Here is a 22,294-nt window from a genome sequence, read left to right on the forward strand (position 1 = left end):
CCGAGGTCAGACACCCCGTCCGAGATCAGACACCGCGTCCGAGATCAGGCGCCGATCGCGTGCAGACCGCCGTCCACGTGGACGATCTCGCCGGTCGTCTTCGGGAACCAGTCGGAGAGCAGCGCGACGATGCCGCGGCCGGCCGGCTCCGGGTCGCTCAGGTCCCAGGCCAGCGGGGAGCGGGTGTCCCAGACGCTCGCCAGGTCGGAGAAGCCCGGGATGGACTTCGCGGCCATCGAGCCGAGCGGACCGGCCGAGACCAGGTTGCAGCGGATGTTCTGCTTGCCCAGGTCACGCGCCATGTAGCGGCTGGTGGCCTCCAGGGCGGCCTTGGCCGGGCCCATCCAGTCGTACTGCGGCCAGGCGAACTGCGCGTCGAAGGTGAGGCCGACGACCGAGCCGCCCTCGCTCATCAGCGGCAGCAGCGCCATCGTCAGGGACTTCAGCGAGAAGGCCGAGACGTGCATGGCGGTGGCGACCGACTCGAACGGCGTGTTCAGGAAGTTGCCGCCGAGCGCGTCCTGCGGGGCGAAGCCGATGGAGTGCACGACGCCGTCGAGGCGGTCGCCCAGCTGCTCGCGGACCTGGCCCTCCAGGCGGGCGAGGTGCTCGTCGTTGGAGACGTCGAGCTCCAGGACCTTGACGTCCGGGTTGGGCAGCTTCTTGGCGATGCGCTCGGTCAGCGTCGGCCGCGGCCAGGCGGTGAGGATGATCTCCGCGCCCTGCTCCTGGGCCAGCTTCGCGGCGTGGAAGGCGATGGAGGACTCCATCAGCACACCGGTGATGAGGATCTTCTTGCCCTCGAGGATTCCAGCCATGGTGTTCAGTGACCCATTCCCAGTCCGCCGTCAACCGGGATGACGGCTCCAGTGATGTACGAGGCGTCGTCCGAGGCGAGGAACTTCACCGCGGCGGCGATCTCCTCGGGCTGCGCGTAGCGGCCCAGCGGAACCTGGGAGACGATGCCGGCGCGCTGCTCGTCGGTGAGCACCGCGGTCATGTCGGTGTCGACGAAACCGGGCGCGACGACGTTGAAGGTGATGTTGCGCGAACCGAGCTCCCGGGCCAGGGACCGCGCGAATCCGACCAGGCCGGCCTTCGAGGCGGCGTAGTTCGCCTGCCCCGCCGAGCCGAGCAGGCCGACGACGGAGGAGATCAGCACGACGCGGCCCTTCTTGGCGCGCAGCATGCCGCGGTTGGCACGCTTCACGACCCGGAAGGCGCCGGTGAGGTTGGTGTCGAGGACGGACGTGAAGTCCTCCTCGGACATCCGCATGAGGAGCTGGTCCTTGGTCACGCCGGCGTTGGCCACGAGGACCTCCACCGGACCGTGCTTCTCCTCGATCTCCTTGTAGGCCTGGTCCACCTGCTCGGAGTCGGTGATGTCGCACTTGACGGCGAGGAAGCCCTGCTTCTCCAGCTCCGCGGGATCGCCCGAGCGGAACGTGATCGCGACCTTGTCGCCGGCCTCGGCGAACGCGCGGGCGATGGCGAGGCCGATGCCCCGGTTGCCTCCGGTGACGAGAACCGAGCGGCTCAACGGATCACCCTTTCGATAGCGGTCTGGTATGCCGAAAACCTATCGGTCCCTCCCTCGATACGGAGAATCGGGCCCTGACAGTGGCGTCCTGGTGTCGCTGTCGGGTCCCTACAGAAAGCTCTGGGCATCACGGCCGAAAGCACGACATGATCGGGGGCGACCGGTCTCACACGACAGGAGACAGCTGTGCAATCTGGGACCCATTCCCTCGACGAAGCCTTCACCCAGCTTCCGTTGCGGGCGCTGGCCGACGCGGCGCTCGCGCGGGCGCGGGCGCTCGGGGCCGAGCACGCCGACTTCCGCCTGGAGCGGGTGCGCAGCGCCTCGTGGCGGCTGCGCGACGCCAAACCCTCGGGCTCGTCGGACACCACGGACCTCGGCTACGCGGTGCGGGTGGTGCACGGCGGCGCGTGGGGGTTCGCGTCCGGTGTGGACCTGACCATGGACGGGGCGGCGCGGGTGGCCTCGCAGGCGGTGGCCATGGCCAAGCTGTCCGCGAAGGTGATCGCGGCGGCGGGCTCGGACGAGCGCGTGGAGCTGGCCGAGGAGCCGGTGCACGCGGACAGGGTGTGGATCTCCTCGTACGAGATCGACCCCTTCACCGTCTCCGCCGAGGAGAAGAGCGGGCTGCTCGCCGAGTGGAGCGCGCGGCTGCTGCGGGCCGAGGGCGTGGCGCACGTGGACGCCTCGCTGCTCACGGTCTTCGAGAACAAGTTCTACGCGGACACGGCGGGCACCGTCACCACCCAGCAGCGGGTCCGGCTGCACCCGCAGCTGACGGCGGTCGCGGTGGACGCGTCGACCGGCGAGTTCGACTCGATGCGGACCCTTGCGCCGCCGGTCGGACGGGGCTGGGAGTATCTGACGGGCACCGGCTGGGACTGGGACAAGGAGCTCGACGAGATCCCCGGGCTGCTCGCCGAGAAGATGCGCGCGCCGAGCGTCGAGGCCGGGCGCTACGACCTGGTCGTGGACCCGTCGAACCTGTGGCTGACCATCCACGAGTCGATCGGCCACGCCACCGAGCTGGACCGCGCGCTCGGCTACGAGGCGGCGTACGCGGGCACCTCCTTCGCGACCTTCGACCAGCTGGGCAAGCTGGCGTACGGCTCCTCGATCATGAACGTGACGGGTGACCGGACCGCCGAGCACGGCCTGGCGACCGTCGGCTACGACGACGAGGGCGTCGAGGGGCAGAGCTGGGACCTGGTGAAGGACGGCACGCTCGTCGGCTACCAGCTGGACCGCCGGATCGCGAAGCTGACCGGCCTCGGCCGCTCCAACGGCTGTGCCTTCGCCGACTCCCCCGGCCATGTGCCGGTGCAGCGGATGGCGAACGTGTCGCTGCAGCCGGACCCGGGCGGTCTGTCCACGGAGGACCTGATCGGCGGGGTGGAGCGCGGGATCTACGTGGTCGGCGACCGTTCCTGGTCGATCGACATGCAGCGCTACAACTTCCAGTTCACCGGTCAGCGCTTCTTCCGCATCGAGAACGGGCGGCTCGCGGGCCAGCTGCGGGACGTCGCGTACCAGGCGACGACCACCGACTTCTGGGGCTCCATGGAGCAGGTCGGCGGCCCGCAGACGTATGTCCTCGGCGGCGCGTTCAACTGCGGCAAGGCCCAGCCCGGCCAGGTCGCCGCGGTCTCGCACGGCTGCCCGTCCGCCCTGTTCCGGGGTGTGAACATCCTTAACACCACGCAGGAGGCCGGTCGATGAGCCGCGTCAGCAAGCCGTACGAGATCGTCGAGCGGGCGCTTGAGCTGTCGCGCGCCGACGGGTGTGTCGTCATCGCCGACGAGGAGTCCTCGGCGAACCTGCGCTGGGCCGGCAACGCGCTCACCACCAACGGTGTCACCCGGGGCCGCACCCTCACCGTGATCGCGACCGTGGACGGGGCCCAGGGCGCCGCCTCCGGTGTGGTGTCGCGTTCGGCGGTGACCGCGGACGACCTGGAGCCGCTGGTGCGTGCGGCCGAGGAGGCGGCGCGGGCCGCCGGGCCCGCCGAGGACGCGCAGCCGCTGGTCGAGGGCGTGCCCGTGTCGCCCGACTTCACCGACGCCCCGGCCGAGACCTCCTCCGCCGTCTTCGACGCCTTCGCGCCGGCGCTGGGCGAGGCCTTCGCACGCGCGCGTGCGGGCGGCCGCGAGCTGTACGGCTTCGCCAACCACGCGCTGAAATCCAGCTACGTCGGCACCTCGACCGGGCTCCGGCTGCGGCACGACCAGCCGAACGGCACCCTGGAGCTCAACGCCAAGTCCCCGGACCGGTCCCGCTCCGCGTGGGCCGGGCGCTCGACCCGGGACTTCAAGGACGTCGACCCGGCCGCGCTCGACGCCGAGCTGGCCACCCGGCTCGGCTGGGCGGAGCGGCGGATCGACCTGCCGGCCGGGCGGTACGAGACGCTGCTGCCGCCGACCGCGGTGGCCGACCTGATGATCTACCAGCTGTGGTCCGCGGCGGCCCGGGACGCGGCCGAGGGCCGCACGGTCTTCTCCAAGCCGGGCGGCGGCACCCGGATCGGCGAGACCCTGTCGCCGCTGCCGCTGACCCTGCGCAGCGACCCGCACGCGCCGGGCCTGGAGTCCGCGCCGTTCGTCATCGCGCACAGCTCGGGCGACGACTCGTCGGTCTTCGACAACGGTCTGCCGGTCGGTCCGGTCGACTGGGTACGGGACGGGAAGCTCGCCCATCTGGTCACCACCCGGCACACCGCGGGGCTGACCGGGCTGCCGATGGCTCCGGCCGCCGGGAACCTGATCCTGGACGGCGGCGGCGAGAAGTCCCTGGACGAGATGGTCGCGGCGACCGAGCGCGGTCTGCTGCTGACCTGCCTCTGGTACATCCGCGAGGTCGACCCGGCGACCCTGCTGCTCACCGGCCTCACCCGGGACGGCGTCTACCTGGTCGAGAACGGCGAGGTGGTCGGCGAGGTGAACAACTTCCGGTTCAACGAGTCGCCGGTCGACCTGCTGTCCCGGGCCACCGAGGCGGGCCGCACCGAGCAGACGCTGCCGCGCGAGTGGAGCGACTGGTTCACCCGGGCCGCGATGCCCGCCCTGCGGGTGCCGGACTTCAACATGAGCTCGGTCAGCAAGGGCGTCTGACCCGCTCGGACACGGCCTAGACTGGCCGGGACAACTCTGTCGTATACGCATCACGAGGAGACGGACGACGTGACGGACATCGTCGACGAGCTGAAGTGGCGTGGGCTCTTCGCCCAGTCCACCGACGAGGAGGCCCTGCGCAAGGCCCTCGCGGACGGTCCCGTCACGTTCTATTGCGGTTTCGACCCGACCGCGGCCAGTCTCCACGTCGGCCACCTGGTCCAGGTCCTCACCGTCCGCCGGCTCCAGCAGGCCGGGCACCGGCCGCTGGCGCTGGTCGGCGGGGCCACCGGCCAGATCGGCGACCCGCGGCCGACCGCCGAGCGCACCCTGAACGACCCGGAGACGGTCGCGAACTGGGTGAACCGGCTGCGTTCGCAGATCGAGCCGTTCCTGTCCTTCGAGGGCGAGAACGCGGCGGTCATGGTGAACAACCTGGACTGGACCGCCGGCATGTCGGCGATCGAGTTCCTGCGGGACATCGGCAAGCACTTCCGGGTCAACAAGATGCTGACCAAGGACTCCGTGGCCCGGCGCCTGGAGTCCGAGCAGGGCATCAGCTACACCGAGTTCAGCTACCAGCTGCTCCAGGGCATGGACTTCCTGGAGCTGTACCGGCGCCACGGCTGCACGCTGCAGCAGGGCGGCTCCGACCAGTGGGGCAACCTGGTGGCCGGCCTCGACCTGATCCACAAGCTGGAGCCGGAGGCGCAGGTCCACGCGCTGGCGACGCCGCTGATGGTGAAGGCCGACGGCACCAAGTTCGGCAAGACCGAGGGCGGTGCGGTGTGGCTGGACCCGGAGATGACCACGCCGTACGCGTTCTACCAGTTCTGGCTGAACGTCGACGACCGTGACATCTCCACGTACATGCGGATCCTGTCCTTCAAGTCCCGCGAGGAGCTGGAGGAGATGGAGAAGCAGACGGCGGAGCGGCCGCAGGCGCGCGCCGCGCAGCGGGCCCTCGCCGAGGAGCTCACCACCCTGGTGCACGGCGCCGACCAGTGCCGGGCCGTGATCGACGCGTCCAAGGCGCTGTTCGGCCAGGGCGAGCTCGCCGAGCTCGACGAGGCCACTCTCGCCGCGGCCCTCTCCGAGCTGCCCCACGCGCGCGTGGCGGAGCTCGGGCAGGTCGTGGACCTGTTCGCCGAGGTCGGTCTGGTGGCCAGCAAGTCGGCCGCCCGTCGCACGGTGAAGGAGGGCGGCGCCTACGTGAACAACGTGAAGGTGACCGCCGAGGACGCCGTCGTGACGGCGGACGAGCTGCTGCACGGCCGGTGGCTGGTGCTGCGCCGGGGCAAGAAGAACCTGGCGGCGATCGAGGTCGGCGCCTAGGGCGTACCCGTACCCGTACCCGTACGGGTCGTACACCGGAGGCCCGGTACGCGCGCTCCGCGCCGTACCGGGCCTCCGGCATGTCCGCCACGCGATCAGACCCGCTGCTTGTTGCCCTTGATCGAGGTCCACAGCATGTCGCCCACGCCGACCACGGCGACGGCGCCGATGAGCTGGAGGAGGTGCCGGGTCCAGTCGATGCCCCTGGTGTCCTCGACCCCGATCCAGGCCGCGACCGCGTTGCCGAGCACGCTGCCCAGAATGCCGAAGATCGTCGTCAGCCACAGCGGGATCTGCTGCTTGCCCGGGAGGATCGCCTTGGCGATCAGTCCCAGGACGAAGCCCACAATGATCGCCCACAACCAACTCATCGTCGCCTCCTCGTGCACAGGTGTGCCCAGTCTCGGCCCGTCGGCCAATCAGCGCATGTCGGACGGGACCGAACGTGCCCCGGCCTCCTCGGCGGGGGACGCCGGGCGTACGGTGGAAGGAGGACCGGACCGGGGAGGGTCCGGCACGGTGTGCGGGTGGTGGAAGTGATGCGGAAGCATGGCGGTGGCGAGGTCTTCCGGATCACCGGGGCCCGGCAGGGCCTTGCCGAGGACGTGCGCGGGCGGCAGCGCCGGTACGTGATCTCGATGTCGATCCGTACGCTCTCCGTGATCGCCGCGGCCTCGCTGTGGAACGTGGAGCGGTACGTGGCGATCGTGGCGCTGGTGGTCGGCGCCGTGCTCCCGTACATCGCGGTGGTGATCGCCAACGCCGGCCGGGAGACGACTCCGTCCCTCCCGTCCACGTTCGTCCCGCCTCCGGTGCGGCCGGAACTGCCGGCGAAGCCTTCCGAGGACGCCGAAACGAACACCCCGAGCGATCACGCAGCGTGAGCGGAAAGCTCAGGAAAAGCTCAGATCAATCATGAAGTTCCGGTGCACCGCACCCCATCCCCCGTGACATACTGCCTACGCGCTCCGCATCCCCCGTCGGAGCGACGGACCGATGCCGGGCAGCTCCCCCCGTGGCTGCTCGGCATCGCCCTTGCTGGACAATGATCAGGTGATCCCAGGTCCAGTGAGCGAAGAGAAGCCGATCTGTTCCGCGAAGGGCTGCCGGGCCGACGCCGCCTGGGTCCTCGCCTGGAACAACCCCAAGCTGCACACGCCGGAGCGGCGCAAGACCTGGCTCGCGTGCGAGGAGCACCGCGAGCACCTCTCCCAGTTCCTGGGGGTACGGGGCTTCCTGAAGGACGTCGTCCCGCTCGCCGACTGGGACTCAGCCGCCGATCGCTGACATCGGGCGCTCCGGCTGGAGGAAGCCCGGGTCGTCGAGGCCCGATCCGGCCTTCTTGCCCCACATGGCCTTCTTCCAGATCTCGGCGATCACCGCGTCGGGCGCGTCCGAGCGCAGCGCCGCCCGCAGGTCGGTCTCCTCGGTGGCGAACAGGCAGGTGCGCACCTGGCCGTCGGCGGTGAGGCGGGTGCGGTCGCAGGCCCGGCAGAAGGGGCGGGTGACGGAGGCGATGACGCCGACGGTGTGCGGGCCGCCGTCGACGACCCAGCGCTCGGCGGGGGCGGAGCCGCGCTCGTCGGCGCCCTCGGGGTCGAGGGTGAAGCGGGTGCGCAGCGACTCCAGGATGTCCGTGGCGGTGATCATGCCGTCGCGCTTCCAGCCGTGCTGGGCGTCGAGCGGCATCTGCTCGATGAAGCGGAGCTCGTACCCCTGCTCCATGGCCCAGGCGAGCAGGTCGGGGGCCTCGTCGTCGTTGAGCCCGGGCATCAGGACCGCGTTGATCTTGACCGGGGTGAGGCCGGCGTCGCGGGCGGCGGCCATGCCGTCGAGGACGTCGTGGTGCCGGTCGCGGCGGGTGAGGGTCTTGAAGACCTCGGGGCGCAGGGTGTCGAGCGAGACGTTGACCCGGTCGAGGCCGGCCGCCTTGAGGGCGGTGGCGGTGCGCCCCAGTCCGATGCCGTTGGTGGTCAGGGACAGCTTGGGGCGGGGTGCGAGGGCGGCGCAGCGCTCGACGATGCCGACGAGGCCGGGACGGAGCAGCGGCTCGCCGCCGGTGAAGCGCACCTCGGTGACGCCGAGCTCGGTGACGGCGATCCGGACCAGGCGGACGATCTCGTCGTCGGTGAGCAGGTCGGGCTTGGCCAGCCACTGCAGGCCCTCTTCCGGCATGCAGTAGGTGCAGCGCAGATTGCACCGGTCGGTGAGGGATACCCGCAGGTCGGTGGCGACGCGGCCATAGGTGTCGATGAGCACTGGGCCCCCTCCCTCTCGTACGGCTTTCGCTTCGTGTCCGAGCCTACGTGACGCCTCCGACACAGAGCACGGGCCGATTGTCACGAGGACGGGGCCGACCGCGTCGTAGAACTCTACGACGCGGCCGGTGGTTCATCGCGGAACGTATACGACTCGGTGCACTCCGGTCAGCGCTTCGGTCAGTGCGCTCCGACGCCGGTGAGGGACTTGACCTCCAGCTCCGCGTACTTGCCCTTGTCCGGCTCCTCCTTGGAGAGGACCGAGCCGAGCCAGCCGAGCAGGAAGCCGAGCGGGATGGAGATCAGGCCGGGGTTCTCCAGCGGGAACCAGTAGAAGTCGACCTCCTTGAACATGGAGGTCGGCTTGCCGGAGACGACCGGCGAGAACAGCACCAGGACGACCGCGGAGATCAGTCCGCCGTAGATCGACCAGAGCGCTCCCTGGGTGGTGAAGCGCTTCCAGAAGAGGCTGTAGAGGATCGTCGGCAGGTTGGCGGAGGCGGCGACCGCGAAGGCGAGGGCGACCAGGCCGGCGACGTTGAGGTCGCGGGCGAGGGCGCCGAGCGCGATCGAGACGATGCCGATGAGGACGGTGGCCCAGCGGGCGGCCCGCACCTCCTCCTTCTCGGTGGCCTTGCCGCGCCGGATCACGTTGGCGTAGATGTCGTGCGCGAAGGACGAGGACGAGGCCAGGGTGAGGCCGGCGACGACGGCGAGGATGGTCGCGAAGGCGACGGCGGAGATGACGGCGAGCAGGATCGCGCCGCCGGTCGAGTCGGCGCCGCCGCCGATCTCCAGGGCGGCGAGCGGGGCCGCGGTGTTGCCGGCCTTGTTGGAGGCGACGATGTCGCTGTTCTTCAGCAGGGCGGCGGCGCCGAAGCCGAGGACGATCGTCATCAGGTAGAAGGCGCCGATGATGCCGATGGCCCAGTTGACGGACTTCCGGGCGGCCTTGGCGGTGGGCACCGTGTAGAAGCGGATGAGGATGTGCGGCAGGCCGGCGGTGCCGAGGACGAGAGCGATGCCGAGCGAGAGGAAGTCCAGCTTGGAGGTGGCGGTGAGGCCGTACTTGAGGCCGGGCTCCAGGAAGGCGTCGCCCTTGCCGCTGTTGGTGGCGGCGGCGCCGAGCAGCTCGGAGACGTTGAAGTGGAACTTCCACAGGATGAGGAAGGTGATCAGGAGCGTGCCGGCGATGAGCAGCACGGCCTTGACCATCTGCACCCAGGTGGTGCCCTTCATGCCGCCGATGGTCACGTACACGATCATCAGGACGCCGACCAGGGCGACGATGGCGATCTTGCCGCCGTCGCTGGTGATGCCGAGCAGCAGTGAGACGAGGACGCCGGCGCCGGCCATCTGGGCGAGCAGGTAGAAGATCGAGACGACGATGGTGGAGGTGCCGGCGGCGGTGCGGACGGGCCGCTGGCGCATCCGGTAGGCGAGGACGTCGCCCATGGTGAAGCGGCCGGAGTTGCGCAGCGGTTCGGCGACCAGGAGCAGCGCGACCAGCCAGGCGACGAGGAAGCCGATGGAGTAGAGGAAGCCGTCGTAGCCGAAGAGGGCGATGGCGCCGGCGATGCCGAGGAAGGACGCGGCGGACATGTAGTCGCCGGAGATCGCCAGGCCGTTCTGGAAGCCGGTGAACTGGCGTCCGCCGGCGTAGAAGTCGGCGGCGGAGCGGGTCTGCCGGCCGGCCCAGACGGTGATGACGAGGGTGGCGAGGACGAAGGCCGCGAACAGGGAGATGATCAGGGTCCGGTGCTCGCTGGTCGCGTTGCCCGCGGCGAGGAGGACGGGGCTGCCGAGGGGGCTGCCGAGGGCGGTGCTCATGCGTCGGCCTCCGTACGGGTCGTGCTGCGGGACTCCATGTGCCGCTTGATGGCCTCGGCCTGCGGGTCCAGGCGGTTGGCGGCGTGCCGCGAGTAGAGCCAGGCGATGAGGAAGGTGGTCGCGAACTGGGCGAGGCCGAGGACCATGGCCATGTTGACGTTGCCGAAGACCTTGGTGCCCATGAAGCCGCCCGCGTAGTTGGAGAGCAGCACGTAGAGCAGGTACCAGGCGATGAAGGCGATCGTCAGGGGGAAGGCGAAGGAGCGGTAGGTGCGGCGCAGTTCGCCGAACTCGGCGCTCTGCTGCACCTCGACGAACTCCTCGGTGGTGGGACCGGCCGGGGTGGCGGCGTCCGTACTGGTTCGGGGTGGCGGCGGTGCGTCGGTGGCCACGGAATCTCCTCGGGTTCCTTGTGTTCCGCGCGTTCCTTGTGATCCTCGCGATCCGGGCGATTCGGGGGACGCGGGCGCGGTGGGCAGGGTCATGGGGGCCTCGCTGGGGATGCGGAGTTCGGGGTTCCGGCCGGAACCCTCCCCTGATCAACGGCACGGAGCGCGCGGCGAAGTGGTTCACCGGAGTGGTTTTCTCGCCAGGGATCTTCATGAAGTCTTCTCAACTCATTGATGAGCGGGGAAGATCGGCGATAGCTTCACTCGTCATGCACCTGCCCGGCCGCACATCGGCGCCGGGCAGCACGTACGGATGATGTGGAGAACCCATGGCTCATCTGGGATCGCGGCGCGGTCGAGTACTCGCTCTGCCGGCCGGTCTCGCGCTCACGGCCTCGCTCGGTTTCCTGCCCGCCGGCGCAGCCTCGGCGGCGGAGCTGTCCGACGCCCCGGCGGCCGCCGTGGCCACGGACGGGCCGAAGCTCAGCTACGTGGTGAACGTGGCGGGCGGCAGCAAGACGCCGGACAGGGTGCGCAAGGCGATAGCCGCCGCGGGCGGCGAGGTGGTCGTGTCCTACGACCGGATCGGCGTGATCGTCGTCCACTCGCAGAACCCCGCGTTCGCGCAGACGATCCGCACGGCGCCCGGTGTGGTGTCGGCGGGTGCGACCCGTACGGCTCCGCTGTCCGCGCAGTCGGCCTTCGCCGACGACTCGGTGGGCGAGGGCTCGCAGACGGCCACCCCGGCCGAGATCCAGGCCGCCGCGGCCGCCGCCACGGACGGTCAGGACCCGATGGAGCCCCTGCAGTGGGACCTCCGGGCGATCAAGGCCGACCAGGCGCACGCGAAGACCCTCGGCAGCAGGAACGTCACGGTCGGCGTCATCGACACCGGCGTGGACGACACCCACCCGGACCTGGCGCCGAACTTCGACGCCGCCGCCTCCGCCAACTGCGTGAGCGGCAAGGCCGACACGACGCCGGGCTCGTGGCGTCCGAAGCCGGGCGAGAGCGACCACGGCACGCACGTGGCGGGCACCATCGGCGCCGCGAAGAACGGCATCGGCATGACCGGTGTCGCGCCCGGTGTGAAGCTGGCCGGCATCAAGGTGTCCACGCCGGACGGCTACTTCTTCACGGAGGCCGTGGTCTGCGGCTTCGTGTGGGCGGCCGAGCACGGTGTCGACATCACCAACAACAGCTACTTCACCGACCCGTGGATGTTCGCCTGCAAGAGCGACGAGGACCAGAAGGCCCTCATCGAGGCGGTCACCCGGGCGACCCGGTACGCGGAGAAGAAGGGCACCGTCAACGTGGCGGCGGCCGGCAACTCCAGGTTCGACCTGGCGGCCGACTCGATCCTGGACGACGGCAGCCCGAACGACAGCACTCCGGGCGACCGGGTCATCGACCCGAAGGAGTGCTTCGACTACCCGGCGATGCTGCCGGGCGTGGTGACGGTCTCCGCGACCGGCGCCAAGGACCTGAAGGCGTCCTACTCCAACTACGGCCTGGGCGTCATCGACGTCGCGGCGCCCGGCGGCGACCGCACCGAGTACCAGACCCCGGACGCCCCGGCGGTCAACGGCCGCATCTGGTCGACCACGGTGAACGGCGGCTACAACTACAAGGCCGGCACGTCGATGGCCTCGCCGCACGTGGCGGGCGTCCTCGCGCTGCTGAAGTCGACGCACCCGAAGGCGAGCCCGGCCGCGCTGAAGGCCCTGCTGTACGCGCAGGCCGACGACCGCGCCTGCACCAACCCGTACGACATCAATGGCGACGGCACCGTCGACGCGGTGTGCGAGGGCGAGAAGGGCTACAACGGCTTCTACGGGGCCGGCCTGGTGGACGCGCTGGACGCGGTCCGCAAGTAACCTCCCGAGGATCCCTGAACCACCCGTGGCACTCAGTGCCACGGGTGGTTCTATCGTGGGCCCATGGACAACACAGTGCGTACAGGTACGGAGTTGCTGTGGGCCGAGCTGGGCGGCGATCCCGCACTGCTCGACCGGGTGACGTACGGCGGGCCCTCGGGGCTCCTGCCGGCCCGGCTGCCCGTCATGGACCTGGCCCGGGCGACGGTCGCCGTCGCGGGGCTCGCGGCGGTGGAGCGGGCCGGGCTGCCGGGGCCGGTGCGGGTGGACGACGGGGCGGTGGCGACCGCGTTCGTGAGCGAGCGGCATCTGCGGGTGGACGGGCGGGCGCCGGTGTCGTTCGCGCCGCTGTCCCGGTTCTGGCGGGCGGCCGACGGCTGGGTCCGCACCCACGCCAACTACCCGCACCACAAGGCCGCGTTGCTCACCGCGCTCGGTGCGCCCGATGCGGTGGACGGCGTGGCGGCGGCGATCGCCGAGCGGAAGGCCGTCGAGGTCGAGACGGCGGTGTACGCGGCCGGGGGCCTGGCCGTCGCCCTGCGCACGCCCGAGGAGTGGGCCGCCCACGAGCAGGGCCGGGCGGTGGCCGCCCGCCCGCTGCTGACCCGGGAGCGGCTCGACGACGCGCCGCCCCGGAGCCGTTCGGACCGGCCGCTGCGGGTCCTGGACCTGACCCGGGTGATCGCGGGCCCGGTCGCCACCCGGACCCTGGCGCTGCTCGGCGCGGACGTGCTGCGGATCGATCCGCCGGGCAACCCGGAGCTGCCGGACCAGCACGCCGACACGAACGTCGGGAAGCGGACGGCGGCCCTGGACCTGGACAGCCCGTCGGACCGGCGGACCTTCGGCGAACTCCTCGACGCGGCCGATGTGCTGGTGACCGGCTACCGGCCCGGAGCGCTCGACCGCTTCGACCTCGACCGGCCCGGTCTCGTCGTGGCCCGGCTGTCCGCCTGGGGCGACTACGGGCCCTGGGGCGACCGGCGCGGCTTCGACAGCCTGGTGCAGGTGGCCACCGGCATCGCGGCAGTGGAGGGTTCGCCCGCCGGAGGAGCGCGGCGGTGCCGAAAGGGAGAGGGCGCGGAGGCGGCGAGGAACGAGCTGCCGAGCACGGTCGACCGTCGGCAGCGACTTGAGCGCTCCGGAGGGGAGGAAGCCCTTGAGCAGGACCCGGGCGCGCTGCCCGCGCAGGCCCTCGACCACGGCACCGGCTACCTCCTCGCGGCGGCCGTCCTGCGCTCGCTGACCGAGCAGGACCGGGACGGCGGCACCCGGCTCGTACGCCTCGCCCTCGCACAGACCGGCCACTGGCTCACGCACGCGCTCCCCCGGTACGAGCCGGAGCGCTGGCTCACCGAGTCGGCCGGCCCGTTGGGGCGTCTGCGGCACGCGCTCTCGCCCGTGGCGTACGAGGGCGGCCCGGCGGGCTGGAAGCGCCCGCCGGGCGTCGCGGGGGCGGACACCCCGGAGTGGCTCGGGGCCTGAACTACGGCTTGACCAGGACCTTCAGCGCCGTGCGCTCGTCCATCGCCCGGTATCCGCCGGGGACGCCCGCGAGATCCACGGTCAGGTCGAAGACCGGGGACGGGTCGATCGTCCCGTCGAGGATGTCGGGGAGCAGCTCCGGGATGTAGGCGCGGACCGGGGCGACGCCGCCGCGCAGGGCGATGTTCCGGTCGAACATGACGGAGAGGTCGAGGCCGGTGCCGGAGCCGTGCGGGACGCCGACGTAGCCGATGGCGCCGCCGTCGCGGGTGATGTTCACGGCGGTGCGCATGGACTGCTCGGTGCCGACGGCCTCGATGACGGCGTGGGCGCCCTGGCCGCCGGTGAGTGCGCGGACGGCGGCCTCGGCGGCCTCGCCGCGCTCGGCGACGACGTCGGTGGCGCCGAAGCCGCGGGCGATGTCGGTGCGGGCGGTGTGCCGGCCGAGGGCGATGATGCGCTCGGCACCGAGCCGCCGGGCGGCGAGGACGCCGCACAGGCCGACGGCGCCGTCGCCGACGACGGCCACGGTGGAGCCCTTGGTGACTCCCGCGCCGAGGGCGGCGTGGTGGCCGGTGCCCATGACGTCGGAGAGCGCGAGCAGCGCGGTGAGCAGGTGGTCGTCGCCGGCCGCTTCGGCGGGCAGCTTGACGAGGGTGCCGTCGGCGAACGGGACGCGGACGGCCTCGCCCTGGCCGCCGTCGGAGCCGACGGAGCCCCAGAAGCCGCCGCTGGGGCAGGAGGTCTGGAGGCCCTCGGCGCAGTACTCGCAGGTGCCGTCGGACCAGACGAAGGGGGCGACGACGAGGTCGCCGACGCGGAAGTCGCGGACCTCGGCTCCGGTCTCCTCGACCAGGCCGAGGAACTCGTGGCCGATCCGCTGGCCGGGCTGCCGGGCGGACTCGCCGCGGTAGGCCCACAGGTCGCTGCCGCAGATGCAGGCGCGGAGCACCCGGACGACGACGTCCGTGGACGCCTTGATCACGGGGTCGGGCACGTCCTCCACGCGCATGTCGAAGGGGGCGTGGATGGTGGTGGCGCGCATGGTTCCTCGTCCGGGTCAGCTGGTTGTACGACGTTCACCGTACATCGCGCGCAGGGTTCCCTCGGTCAGCAGGTACTGCGCCGCGATGTAGGTCAGCATGACCCAGAAGTCGGGCGCGGGCAGCTGGGGCCAGTCGGCGACGCCGGTGGCGATGAGGGTGTCGGAGAGCAGGAACAGGGCGCCGCCGATGCCGGCCATGACTCCGAGGGAGCCGGCCCGGTAGGCCATCGCGGTGAGCAGCAGCGAGTAGCAGGCGACCGGGATGCGCAGGTCGGCCGGGAGGCCGGGCCACAGCGCGGTCACCGTGACGCCGAGGACGGCCCCGTACACCAGGCCGAGGAGCGGGGAGGTCCGCCGGCAGCCGAAGAGCACCAGATAGCAGACGTGTCCGGCGGCGAAGCAGCCCATGCCGGCCAGGAAGGCCCAGTCGGCGTCGGAGAGGAGGAGCACGTCGCCGGCCCAGCCGCAGAGCAGCGCGCCGATCAGCGGCTTCGGCGCGCCCCGGGTGGCGGCGTACGCGGCGAGCAGCGGCATCAGGAGCGGCTTGGCGACCTGGTGGCTGAACACGCCTTCGATGCCGAAGGCCAGCGAGGTCAGGTCCTGGAGTGCCAGGAAGAAGAACGTGCCCAGGAGGATCTGCGAGACGCGGCTCACGCGGCCGCCTCCGGCGCGGCGCCGCCCCGCGTCAGGGGCTGCTCCGGCCCGGGTTGCCAGCCCGGCCCGCGGAACACCCGGCCGGCCCGCTCGCGCCAGCCGCGCGCGGCCCTGAGGTCGCGGGCGATGGCGGCGTACTCGTGGGTGGCCACCCGCAGCGGGTTGTAGGTGCCGATGTTCTTGGTGAGGCCGTAGACGGGCTGCTCGGTCTCGGCGACGAAGGAGCCGGACATCCGGTCCCAGACGATGAGGATGCCGCCGAAGTTTCGGTCCAGATAGCCGCCCTGGGAGGCGTGGTGGACGCGGTGGTGCGAGGGCGTGTTGAGCACGTACTCGAAGGGGCGGGGCAGCCGGTCGATCCGCTCGGTGTGGATCCAGAACTGGTAGACCAGGCTCACCGAGGAGCAGAAGGCGACGGCCGCCGGGTGCACGCCGAGCGCGATCATCGGCAGATAGAACGGCCAGGACGTCAGACCGGTCCAGGGCTGCCGCAGCGCGGTGGAGAGGTTGAACTTCCGGCTGCTGTGGTGCACGACGTGGCAGGCCCACAGGATGCGGATGACGTGGTGGCCGCGGTGCGACCAGTAGTAGCAGAAGTCCTGCGCGAGCAGCATCAGCGGGATCGTCCACCACAGCACGGGCACGCGCAGCGGCGTCAGTTCGTACACGGCGGTGTAGATCGCGACGACCGGGATCTTCCACAGGGCGTCGAAGACGAGACTGCCGAGTCCCATCCCGATGCTGGTGGCGGCGTCCTTCGCCTCGTATCCGGCGGCGTCGTCGTCCGGGTGGAGCCGGTAGCTGACCATCTCGACGACGGTGAGCAGGACGAACGCCGGTATGGACCAGAGCACGACATCGGGCAGGTTCGGCATGCCGATGACGGTAGAGGCGGGGCGGGGCGGCGACTAGACGTATTTACCAACAAGTAAGTAAGACCGGATGTCAGCAAGCTTTGGCGCCTTCTGACAACGGCGCCTGCTGGCGAACACGAACACGGGTGGGCAGCGCCTCAGACCCCCGCCGCCCCCAGCAGCGACCCCGCCGCGTACGTCACCGCCATCGCCAGCGCGCCGCCGGCGACGTTGCGCAGGACGGCCCGGGGGACGGGGGCGGCGCCGAGGCGGGCCGAGGACCAGCCGGTGAGGGCGAGGGCGGCCAGGACGCAGACCACCGTGATCCAGAGGCGGTGGTCGGCCGGCGGGAGCACGATCGCGAGCAGCGGCAGCAGGGCGCCGGCCGTGAAGGCGAGGAAGCTGGCGCCGGCCGCGTGCCAGGGGTTGGTGAGCTCGTCGGGGTCGATGCCCAGCTCCACGCGCGCGTGGGCGCGCAGCGCGTCGCGTTCGGTGAGCTGGACGGCGGCCTCGCGGGCCACCTCCGGGCTGAGGCCGCGGCGGGCGAGCAGGCCGGTGAGCTCGGCGAGTTCGGCCTCGGGCTGCTCGCGCAGCTCCCGGCGCTCCTGGGCGAGCGCGGCCTTCTCGGAGTCGCGCTGGGTGGAGACGGAGACGTACTCCCCCGCTGCCATCGACATGGAGCCGGCCAGCAGTCCGGCGAGGCCCGCGGTGAGCAGGGTGTCCCGGGACCCGGTGGCGCCGGCGACGCCGACGACGAGGCCCGCGGTGGAGACGACTCCGTCGTTGGCTCCGAGCACGGCGGCCCGGAGCCAGTTGAGCCGGGAGCCGAGGCCGCCGCCGTGGGCCTCGTCGTGTGCGGGGGCGGGCACGGGTGCGTCGGTCACTCCTGGAGGGTCGCACCCGGCACGTCACCAGACGCGGACCGACCCGCCCTTCGCGAAGGCCGGGCTGGTGGCGCCCGCCGGAACCTCGGTCAGCGGCTCGGCGATCTCCTCGACGGTCGGGCCGTGCACCGCGGCCAGGGAGTCGAGCAGGGCGAGGTCGAAGCCGTAGACACGGGCCGCGTTGCCGCCGACCATGGCGGCGACCTCGTCCCGCGGCAGCCCCGCGTAGGCGATCCGCAGGCCCTCCCGGGAGTACGGGGTGGTGCCCTCGTCATGCGGGTAGTCGCTGCCCCACATGATCTTGTCGAGGCCGATCCGGTCGCGCAGCGGCACCTCGTGCGGGCGCATGAAGCTCGCGCCGACGAAGCAGTTGTCCCGCCACACCTCGCGCGGCCCCCTGCCCATGGACTCGGCGAGGCCGGCGCCGAACCTGGACTCGGCCGTGGTCGCCGTGGCCGAGGCCGTGACCATGCGTCCGTGGTAGTAGTCCAGCATGTCCAGCACGCCCGGGATCCAGCCCGAGCCCTGCTCGGTCAGCACCAGCTTGAGCCCGGGGTGCCGCCGGAAGGCGCCGCCGAACACCAGGTGCCACAGCGCCCGGTGCGAGAACCAGGTGGTCTCCACCATGAACACCGCCCGCGCGGCCGGTTCGTCGCCGAGCGGCGGCGAGGCCGAGCCGCCGTGGTGGTTGACCGGGACGTCCAGCTCCGCGCAGACCGCCCAGATCGGGTCGTACGCCTCCGAGTACAGCTCCGGGACGGGCGAGCCGGGCGGCACGCCGGGCAGCAGGATGCCGCCGGTGAGCCCGGCCGCGCGGGCCCGGCGGATCTCGGCGACGGCCGCGTCCACGTCGTTGAGCAGGATCTGCGCGACGCCCGCCCGCCGGCCCGGCGCGTCGGCGCAGAAGTCCGCGAGCCAGCGGTTGTGCGCCTGGAGCCCGGCCCAGCGCCGCTCGTACTCGGCCCGGGTGGGCGGCTGGGCCATCAGCGAGGCCTTGGGGAAGAACGGCGGGATGGTGTTGGGGAAGACGACCTCGGCGACGATGCCGTCCGCCTCCAGTTCGCGCAGGCGGCGCCGCGAGTTCCAGTTGCGGTCGGCGGTGTCGGCGAGCAGGTCCTCGTACGGATTGACGTAGGCCGCCGCCCAGGCGTCGAAGGCGTCGTGGTGCTTCTTCGCCAGGTAGGGCTTGTAGTCGAGGAGGTCGGCGCCGGCGTGGCAGTCGGCGGAGACGACGGTGTACCTCTCCCTGCGCCTGTCCATCAGTGCGCTCCGATGACCGGGAAGTCGTGCTCCGTGAGCCAGTGCCGGCCGACCTCGCGCGAGCGGGCCCAGGAGGCCTCGACGGCGGTCTGGTCGGGGTCCTGGCCGAGCTCGGCCGGGGTGGGGCCGATCCACCGGGCGATCGGCGTCAGCCTTCCGAGGTCGAAGCCGAACACCTCGGCGGCGGCCAGGCCGAGCATCCGGCGGGTCTCGGCGACCGGGATGTCGTGGAAGGTGTCCCGCAGCCACGCGCGCGTGCGCGGCCAGGTGCCCTCGGGGTGCGGGAAGTCGGAGCCCCACAGGATGTTGTCGACACCGATCTCGTAGCGCTGGGCCAGCTCGCGCCGCTTGGTGTTGGTCGCGCAGACGAAGACCTGCCGGTCCAGGTACTCGCTGGGCGGGCGCCGCAGCTCGGCGAACGGCGAGAGCTTCTTGCCGCCGTGCGCGCCGAGGTAGAGCCGGTCCATGAACCACAGCAGGTTCGGCAGCCACCAGCAGCCGGACTCGGCGACGCCGAAGCGCAGCCCCGGGTGCCGTTCGAAGACCCCGGACCAGAGCAGGAACCACAGCGGCCGGGCCGGCCACCAGGTGACCTCGGAGACGTAGATCCCGAGGTGGTCGCCGTACTCGTGGCGCGGCGCGGCGCCGGAGTGGGTGACCACCGGCATGCCGGTCTCGGCGGCGGCCGCCCACACCGGGTCGTAACGCCGGTCGTGGTAGGGCGCCTTGTCCACCCACATGGAGGGGATCATCAGCGCGCCGAGCCCGGACTCCTTCGCCCGGTGGATCTCGGCGACGACCTCGGCCGGGTCGGCGGTGACGGGCAGCAGCGCGACCCCGCAGTGCCGTTCGGGGTGCTGCGACACGAAGTCGGCCAGCCAGCGGTTGTGCGCCTTCGCGCCCGCCATGCCGAGCTCCGGGTCCTGGTCGCCGGAGAGGCCGAGGCCGACGCCGAAGGGCGCGGCGGTCCGGCTGTCGACGGCGTCCGCGTCGGGGAAGACGACCTCGGCGGCCACCCCGTCGCCGTCGAGCTCCTTGATGCGCTGCGCGGCGTCCCAGCCGCCGCGCAGCCCCTCCTCGTGGTCGCTGAACCACTTGTCGGCGAAGGCCTCGTTGCGCACCCCGAGCCGGGTCATGGCCTCGCGGCGGGCGTCCCGGCCGGCGAGGAACTCGTCGAAGGCGCGGTGGAAGCGGGAGTCGAGATAGGGCCGGTACTCCTCGGTGGGCAGACCGGCGTGGCAGTCGGACGAGACGATCAGGTACGGGTCCAGGTACGGGTCTTCGTGGCTCATGGCCAAGCCCTCTCAGTCGAGGATGAAGCTCTCCAGGTACGACGGGTCGGAACGGTCGAGCATCGACTGCGAGCGCGCCCTGATCTGCCGGTCGCTGTGCTCGCTCGCCGGGAGCATCCAGAACCGGTCGGCCCTGATGCCGTCGACGACGTGCCCGGCGACCTCCTCGACCGGCGTGAAGGCGACCTCGTGCCCCGCCTCCTTCATCGCCGCCTCCCACTGGTCGAGGCTGCGGTACGGGGTCTTCCGGGGGCGCTCCTTGGCGAAGCGCTCGGGCCGGTTGCGGTGCGACTCCCACAGACCGGTGCGCAGCATGTGCGGCCCGGGGAAGAGCACGGACGCGCCCACGCGCGCGTGCTCCGCCTTCAGGTGCGCGTAGAGCGACTCGGTCATGGTGACGACGGCGGACTTGGTGACGGCGTAGACGGAGGCGGTGGGCAGTGGGGCGATGCCGCCGTCGCCCGAGGAGGTGTTGACGACGTGGCCGGGCTCGCCGCCCGCGAGCATCCGGGGCACGAAGGCCTGGATGCCGTGGAAGACGCCCCACACGTTGACGGCGAAGGCCCACTTCCAGTCGTTGGGCTCGTGCTCCCACATGCGGCCCTCGGCGCCGGAGCCGACGCCGGCGTTGTTGCACAGCACGTGCACGGCGCCGAAGGTCTCGTACGCGGCGTCGGCGAAGTCCTGCACGGAGCCGGGTTCGCTGACGTCGACGGTACGGGCGAGGATCTGCGCCCCGTCCGCCATCAGCTCCTCGGCGGCCCTGGCCAGTGGCTCCTCCTCGACGTCCCCGAGGACGACGGCGAGTCCCTCGGCGGCGAAGCGGCGGGCCATGGCGAGGCCGATGCCGCTTGCGGCGCCGGTGACGACGGCGACCTGTCCCTGGCGCAGCTCCATCAGACCGCGCTCCCTTCCGGCGGGGCGTCCAGGGTCTGTCGCGGATCGTCGTAGCGCTGGTGGAGATAGGGCAGCAGGGCGGCGGGGTCGACCCGCTCGACGACCCGGCCGCGCTGGTCGGTGGTCTTCTCGCCGAGGGTGATCTCGACGAGCCGGCGCACCGGCAGGTCGGCCACCGGGTCGTACATCGACTCGCGGAGCACGACGTCGCCGGTGACCCGCTCAAGCCTGCGCACCTTCTCGTGGCGCAGGCAGTGGACCAGGACGGGGTCGGTGTCGAAGCCCGAACCGTCCACCGCGGGAAGGAACTTGAAGTAGAAGTCGGTCTTCTCGGTGGGCTCGGGCAGCGGCAGGGCGCCGGACACGGCGCCGCGCACCTCGACGAAGGCGATGCCGTGCCGGGCAAGGGAGGCGCGGACCGTCAGGCCGTCGCGCTCGACGAGGACCTCGCCGAGCTTCTTCGGCTCGCCGAAGACCTCGCGGCCGCCGGTCAGGGCGCGCTCGTGGGTCATCGGCATGACCAGCGGGTACCAGCCCTCCCGGTCGCCGTGGGCGGCGGCGACGGCGACGGAGCCGGCGCCGAGGGGGTAACCGGGGAGGTCGACCTTGCTGATGTTGACCCGGACGAGCGGGCGTCCGGTGGGTTCGAGCGGCGGCGGCAGGACGGCCGCCACGACGTCCGGGTCGGTCTCCCAGACGGCGACGACCCCGGTGGACCAGATGTCGGGGAGCTTCGCGCTCTTCGCCCGGGTCGCGGCGATCTCCGCCTCGGTGCGCGCCCCGTACCGTACTCGTGCCATGACGTACCACCCTTCGGGAAGGTATCGGCCTGTACGCCTGTAACACAGTTACACCGACCGCCCGGAAGGGTAAAGACCCGTGCGGTGCACGGGAGTTGGGGGAGCTGATCGGATGGCACGCAGCGCGCTGACCCGCGACGGGGTCCTGGACACGGCCGCCGCCCTGGTCAGGGAGCACGGCCCGGACGCGCTCACCATGCGCCGGCTCGCCGCCGAGCTCGGCACCGCCGTCACCTCGATCTACTGGCACGTCGGCAACCGCGAGTCGCTGCTCGACGCCCTCGTCGAGCGCACCGTCGCCGACCTCGGCACGCTGCGCCCGCGCGGCGCCGACCCGGCCGAGCGGATCGTCTCGGTGGCCACCCTGCTGCGCCGCGCCCTGCGCGACCGCCCCCACCTGGTCGCCCTGGTCCACGAGCGCGGCCTGACGGAACGCATGTTCCTGCCCGCCCAGCACGCCCTCGTCCACGAGGCCCATGCCGCCGGCCTGCGCGGCGTCCGCGCCGCCGCACTGGTCCGCGCGGTCCAGTTCCAGGTCGTCGGCCACGTCCTCGTCGAACGCAACCGCGAGCGCTCGCCCACCCAGTCCCCCGCCGAACCCGACCTGTGGGGCACGGCCACGGGCACCCCCGCCGACGCGGACCCGGAACTGGCCGCCGCGCTCGCCGCCCCGATCGACACGGAGGCGGTCTTCACGGCGGGGGTACGGGCGCTGGTGGCGGGGCTGCTCGCCTGAGGGCTCCGGGAGACGAGGCCGGCCGGCGTACGAACGGATCCGGCCACCGAA

22 protein-coding genes are annotated in these 22,294 nt (G+C 71.8%); 8 read left to right on the forward strand and 14 right to left on the reverse strand.

Translation table 11 applies throughout. The annotated features are described in order from the left end of the window. Positions 1-44: 44 nt before the first annotated feature. A complete protein-coding gene (gene fabI, locus AB0M18_RS09540) occupies positions 45-818 on the reverse strand; it encodes an enoyl-ACP reductase FabI (protein ID WP_365756267.1) in 774 nt (257 codons plus the stop codon). A gap of 5 nt (positions 819-823) precedes the next feature. Continuing rightward, positions 824-1,540 (reverse strand): 3-oxoacyl-[acyl-carrier-protein] reductase, encoded by a 717-nt coding sequence (gene fabG / locus AB0M18_RS09545; RefSeq protein ID WP_365756268.1) that lies wholly within the window; start codon positions 1,538-1,540, stop codon positions 824-826. A gap of 186 nt (positions 1,541-1,726) precedes the next feature. Here fabG and AB0M18_RS09550 point away from each other — a divergent pair, with 186 nt between their 5' ends. The 3 genes from AB0M18_RS09550 to tyrS all read left to right on the forward strand — a co-directional run bounded on the left by AB0M18_RS09550 (position 1,727) and on the right by tyrS (position 5,982). Further along, on the forward strand, positions 1,727-3,259 hold the full coding sequence (locus AB0M18_RS09550; protein ID WP_365756269.1) for a TldD/PmbA family protein: 1,533 nt from the start codon (positions 1,727-1,729) through the stop codon (positions 3,257-3,259). Further along, complete coding sequence (locus AB0M18_RS09555) at positions 3,256-4,647, forward strand: metallopeptidase TldD-related protein (RefSeq protein WP_365756270.1); 1,392 nt, start codon at positions 3,256-3,258, stop codon at positions 4,645-4,647. The genes AB0M18_RS09550 and AB0M18_RS09555 overlap by 4 nt, the downstream gene beginning before the upstream one ends. Before the next feature lie 69 nt (positions 4,648-4,716). Next, positions 4,717-5,982, forward strand: a complete 1,266-nt coding sequence (gene tyrS / locus AB0M18_RS09560; RefSeq protein ID WP_365756271.1) for a tyrosine--tRNA ligase — start codon at positions 4,717-4,719, stop codon at positions 5,980-5,982. 95 nt (positions 5,983-6,077) lie between these two features. Here tyrS and AB0M18_RS09565 read toward each other — a convergent pair whose 3' ends face one another. Next, positions 6,078-6,353, reverse strand: a complete 276-nt coding sequence (locus tag AB0M18_RS09565) for a GlsB/YeaQ/YmgE family stress response membrane protein (RefSeq protein WP_365756272.1) — start codon at positions 6,351-6,353, stop codon at positions 6,078-6,080. 168 nt (positions 6,354-6,521) lie between these two features. Between AB0M18_RS09565 and AB0M18_RS09570 the strand changes: the two genes are divergently transcribed. Beyond that, positions 6,522-6,866: a DUF3099 domain-containing protein gene (locus AB0M18_RS09570; RefSeq protein ID WP_365756273.1), complete on the forward strand. Its 345-nt coding sequence runs from the start codon at positions 6,522-6,524 to the stop codon at positions 6,864-6,866. 184 nt (positions 6,867-7,050) lie between these two features. After that, on the forward strand, positions 7,051-7,269 hold the full coding sequence (locus AB0M18_RS09575; RefSeq protein ID WP_365756274.1) for a hypothetical protein: 219 nt from the start codon (positions 7,051-7,053) through the stop codon (positions 7,267-7,269). Here the strand turns inward: AB0M18_RS09575 and moaA are convergent. The 3 genes from moaA to AB0M18_RS09590 all read right to left on the reverse strand — a co-directional run bounded on the left by moaA (position 7,252) and on the right by AB0M18_RS09590 (position 10,462). Next, the gene (gene moaA / locus AB0M18_RS09580; protein ID WP_365756275.1) at positions 7,252-8,241 is read right to left on the reverse strand and encodes a GTP 3',8-cyclase MoaA; all 990 of its coding nucleotides are present in this window, start codon (positions 8,239-8,241) and stop codon (positions 7,252-7,254) included. The two genes, AB0M18_RS09575 and moaA, sit on opposite strands and share 18 nt — an antisense overlap. Before the next feature lie 179 nt (positions 8,242-8,420). Continuing rightward, a complete protein-coding gene (locus AB0M18_RS09585; RefSeq protein ID WP_365756276.1) occupies positions 8,421-10,070 on the reverse strand; it encodes a cation acetate symporter in 1,650 nt (549 codons plus the stop codon). Next, positions 10,067-10,462 carry a DUF485 domain-containing protein gene (locus AB0M18_RS09590; RefSeq protein ID WP_365756277.1) on the reverse strand — a complete coding sequence of 132 codons (396 nt, stop codon included), beginning with the start codon at positions 10,460-10,462 and terminating at the stop codon, positions 10,067-10,069. Before AB0M18_RS09590 ends, AB0M18_RS09585 begins: the two co-directional genes overlap by 4 nt. Before the next feature lie 326 nt (positions 10,463-10,788). Between AB0M18_RS09590 and AB0M18_RS09595 the strand changes: the two genes are divergently transcribed. Both AB0M18_RS09595 and AB0M18_RS09600 read left to right on the forward strand, forming a co-directional pair. After that, positions 10,789-12,336, forward strand: coding sequence for a S8 family serine peptidase (locus AB0M18_RS09595; protein WP_365756278.1), 1,548 nt, complete (start codon positions 10,789-10,791; stop codon positions 12,334-12,336). A 63-nt stretch (positions 12,337-12,399) separates the two neighbouring features. Further along, on the forward strand, positions 12,400-13,821 hold the full coding sequence (locus AB0M18_RS09600) for a CoA transferase (protein WP_365756279.1): 1,422 nt from the start codon (positions 12,400-12,402) through the stop codon (positions 13,819-13,821). 1 nt (position 13,822) lies between these two features. Here the strand turns inward: AB0M18_RS09600 and AB0M18_RS09605 are convergent, their stop codons facing one another. From AB0M18_RS09605 to AB0M18_RS09640, 8 genes are all read right to left on the reverse strand, one after another. Continuing rightward, positions 13,823-14,866, reverse strand: coding sequence for a zinc-dependent alcohol dehydrogenase family protein (locus AB0M18_RS09605; protein WP_365756280.1), 1,044 nt, complete (start codon positions 14,864-14,866; stop codon positions 13,823-13,825). Between the two features lie 15 nt (positions 14,867-14,881). Next, positions 14,882-15,478, reverse strand: a complete 597-nt coding sequence (locus AB0M18_RS09610; protein WP_365756571.1) for a lysoplasmalogenase — start codon at positions 15,476-15,478, stop codon at positions 14,882-14,884. A gap of 38 nt (positions 15,479-15,516) precedes the next feature. Then, positions 15,517-16,395, reverse strand: coding sequence for a sterol desaturase family protein (locus AB0M18_RS09615; RefSeq protein WP_365756281.1), 879 nt, complete (start codon positions 16,393-16,395; stop codon positions 15,517-15,519). 137 nt (positions 16,396-16,532) lie between these two features. Next, entirely contained in the window at positions 16,533-17,243 is a 711-nt protein-coding gene (locus tag AB0M18_RS09620) for a VIT family protein (RefSeq protein WP_365756572.1), read from the reverse strand. A gap of 39 nt (positions 17,244-17,282) precedes the next feature. After that, the gene (locus AB0M18_RS09625) at positions 17,283-18,518 is read right to left on the reverse strand and encodes an amidohydrolase family protein (protein ID WP_365756282.1); all 1,236 of its coding nucleotides are present in this window, start codon (positions 18,516-18,518) and stop codon (positions 17,283-17,285) included. Continuing rightward, on the reverse strand, positions 18,518-19,810 hold the full coding sequence (locus AB0M18_RS09630) for an amidohydrolase family protein (protein WP_365756283.1): 1,293 nt from the start codon (positions 19,808-19,810) through the stop codon (positions 18,518-18,520). The genes AB0M18_RS09625 and AB0M18_RS09630 overlap by 1 nt, the downstream gene beginning before the upstream one ends. A gap of 12 nt (positions 19,811-19,822) precedes the next feature. Continuing rightward, positions 19,823-20,707, reverse strand: a complete 885-nt coding sequence (locus AB0M18_RS09635; protein ID WP_365756284.1) for an SDR family NAD(P)-dependent oxidoreductase — start codon at positions 20,705-20,707, stop codon at positions 19,823-19,825. Then, positions 20,707-21,507 (reverse strand): acetoacetate decarboxylase family protein, encoded by an 801-nt coding sequence (locus AB0M18_RS09640; RefSeq protein ID WP_365756285.1) that lies wholly within the window; start codon positions 21,505-21,507, stop codon positions 20,707-20,709. The genes AB0M18_RS09635 and AB0M18_RS09640 overlap by 1 nt, the downstream gene beginning before the upstream one ends. Before the next feature lie 112 nt (positions 21,508-21,619). Between AB0M18_RS09640 and AB0M18_RS09645 the strand changes: the two genes are divergently transcribed. Further along, on the forward strand, positions 21,620-22,243 hold the full coding sequence (locus AB0M18_RS09645) for a TetR family transcriptional regulator (RefSeq protein ID WP_365756286.1): 624 nt from the start codon (positions 21,620-21,622) through the stop codon (positions 22,241-22,243). The last annotated feature ends 51 nt before the right edge of the window (positions 22,244-22,294 follow it).

Origin of the sequence: Streptomyces sp. NPDC051909, from assembly GCF_040681095.1 — a bacterium.
Classification (GTDB): domain Bacteria; phylum Actinomycetota; class Actinomycetes; order Streptomycetales; family Streptomycetaceae; genus Streptomyces.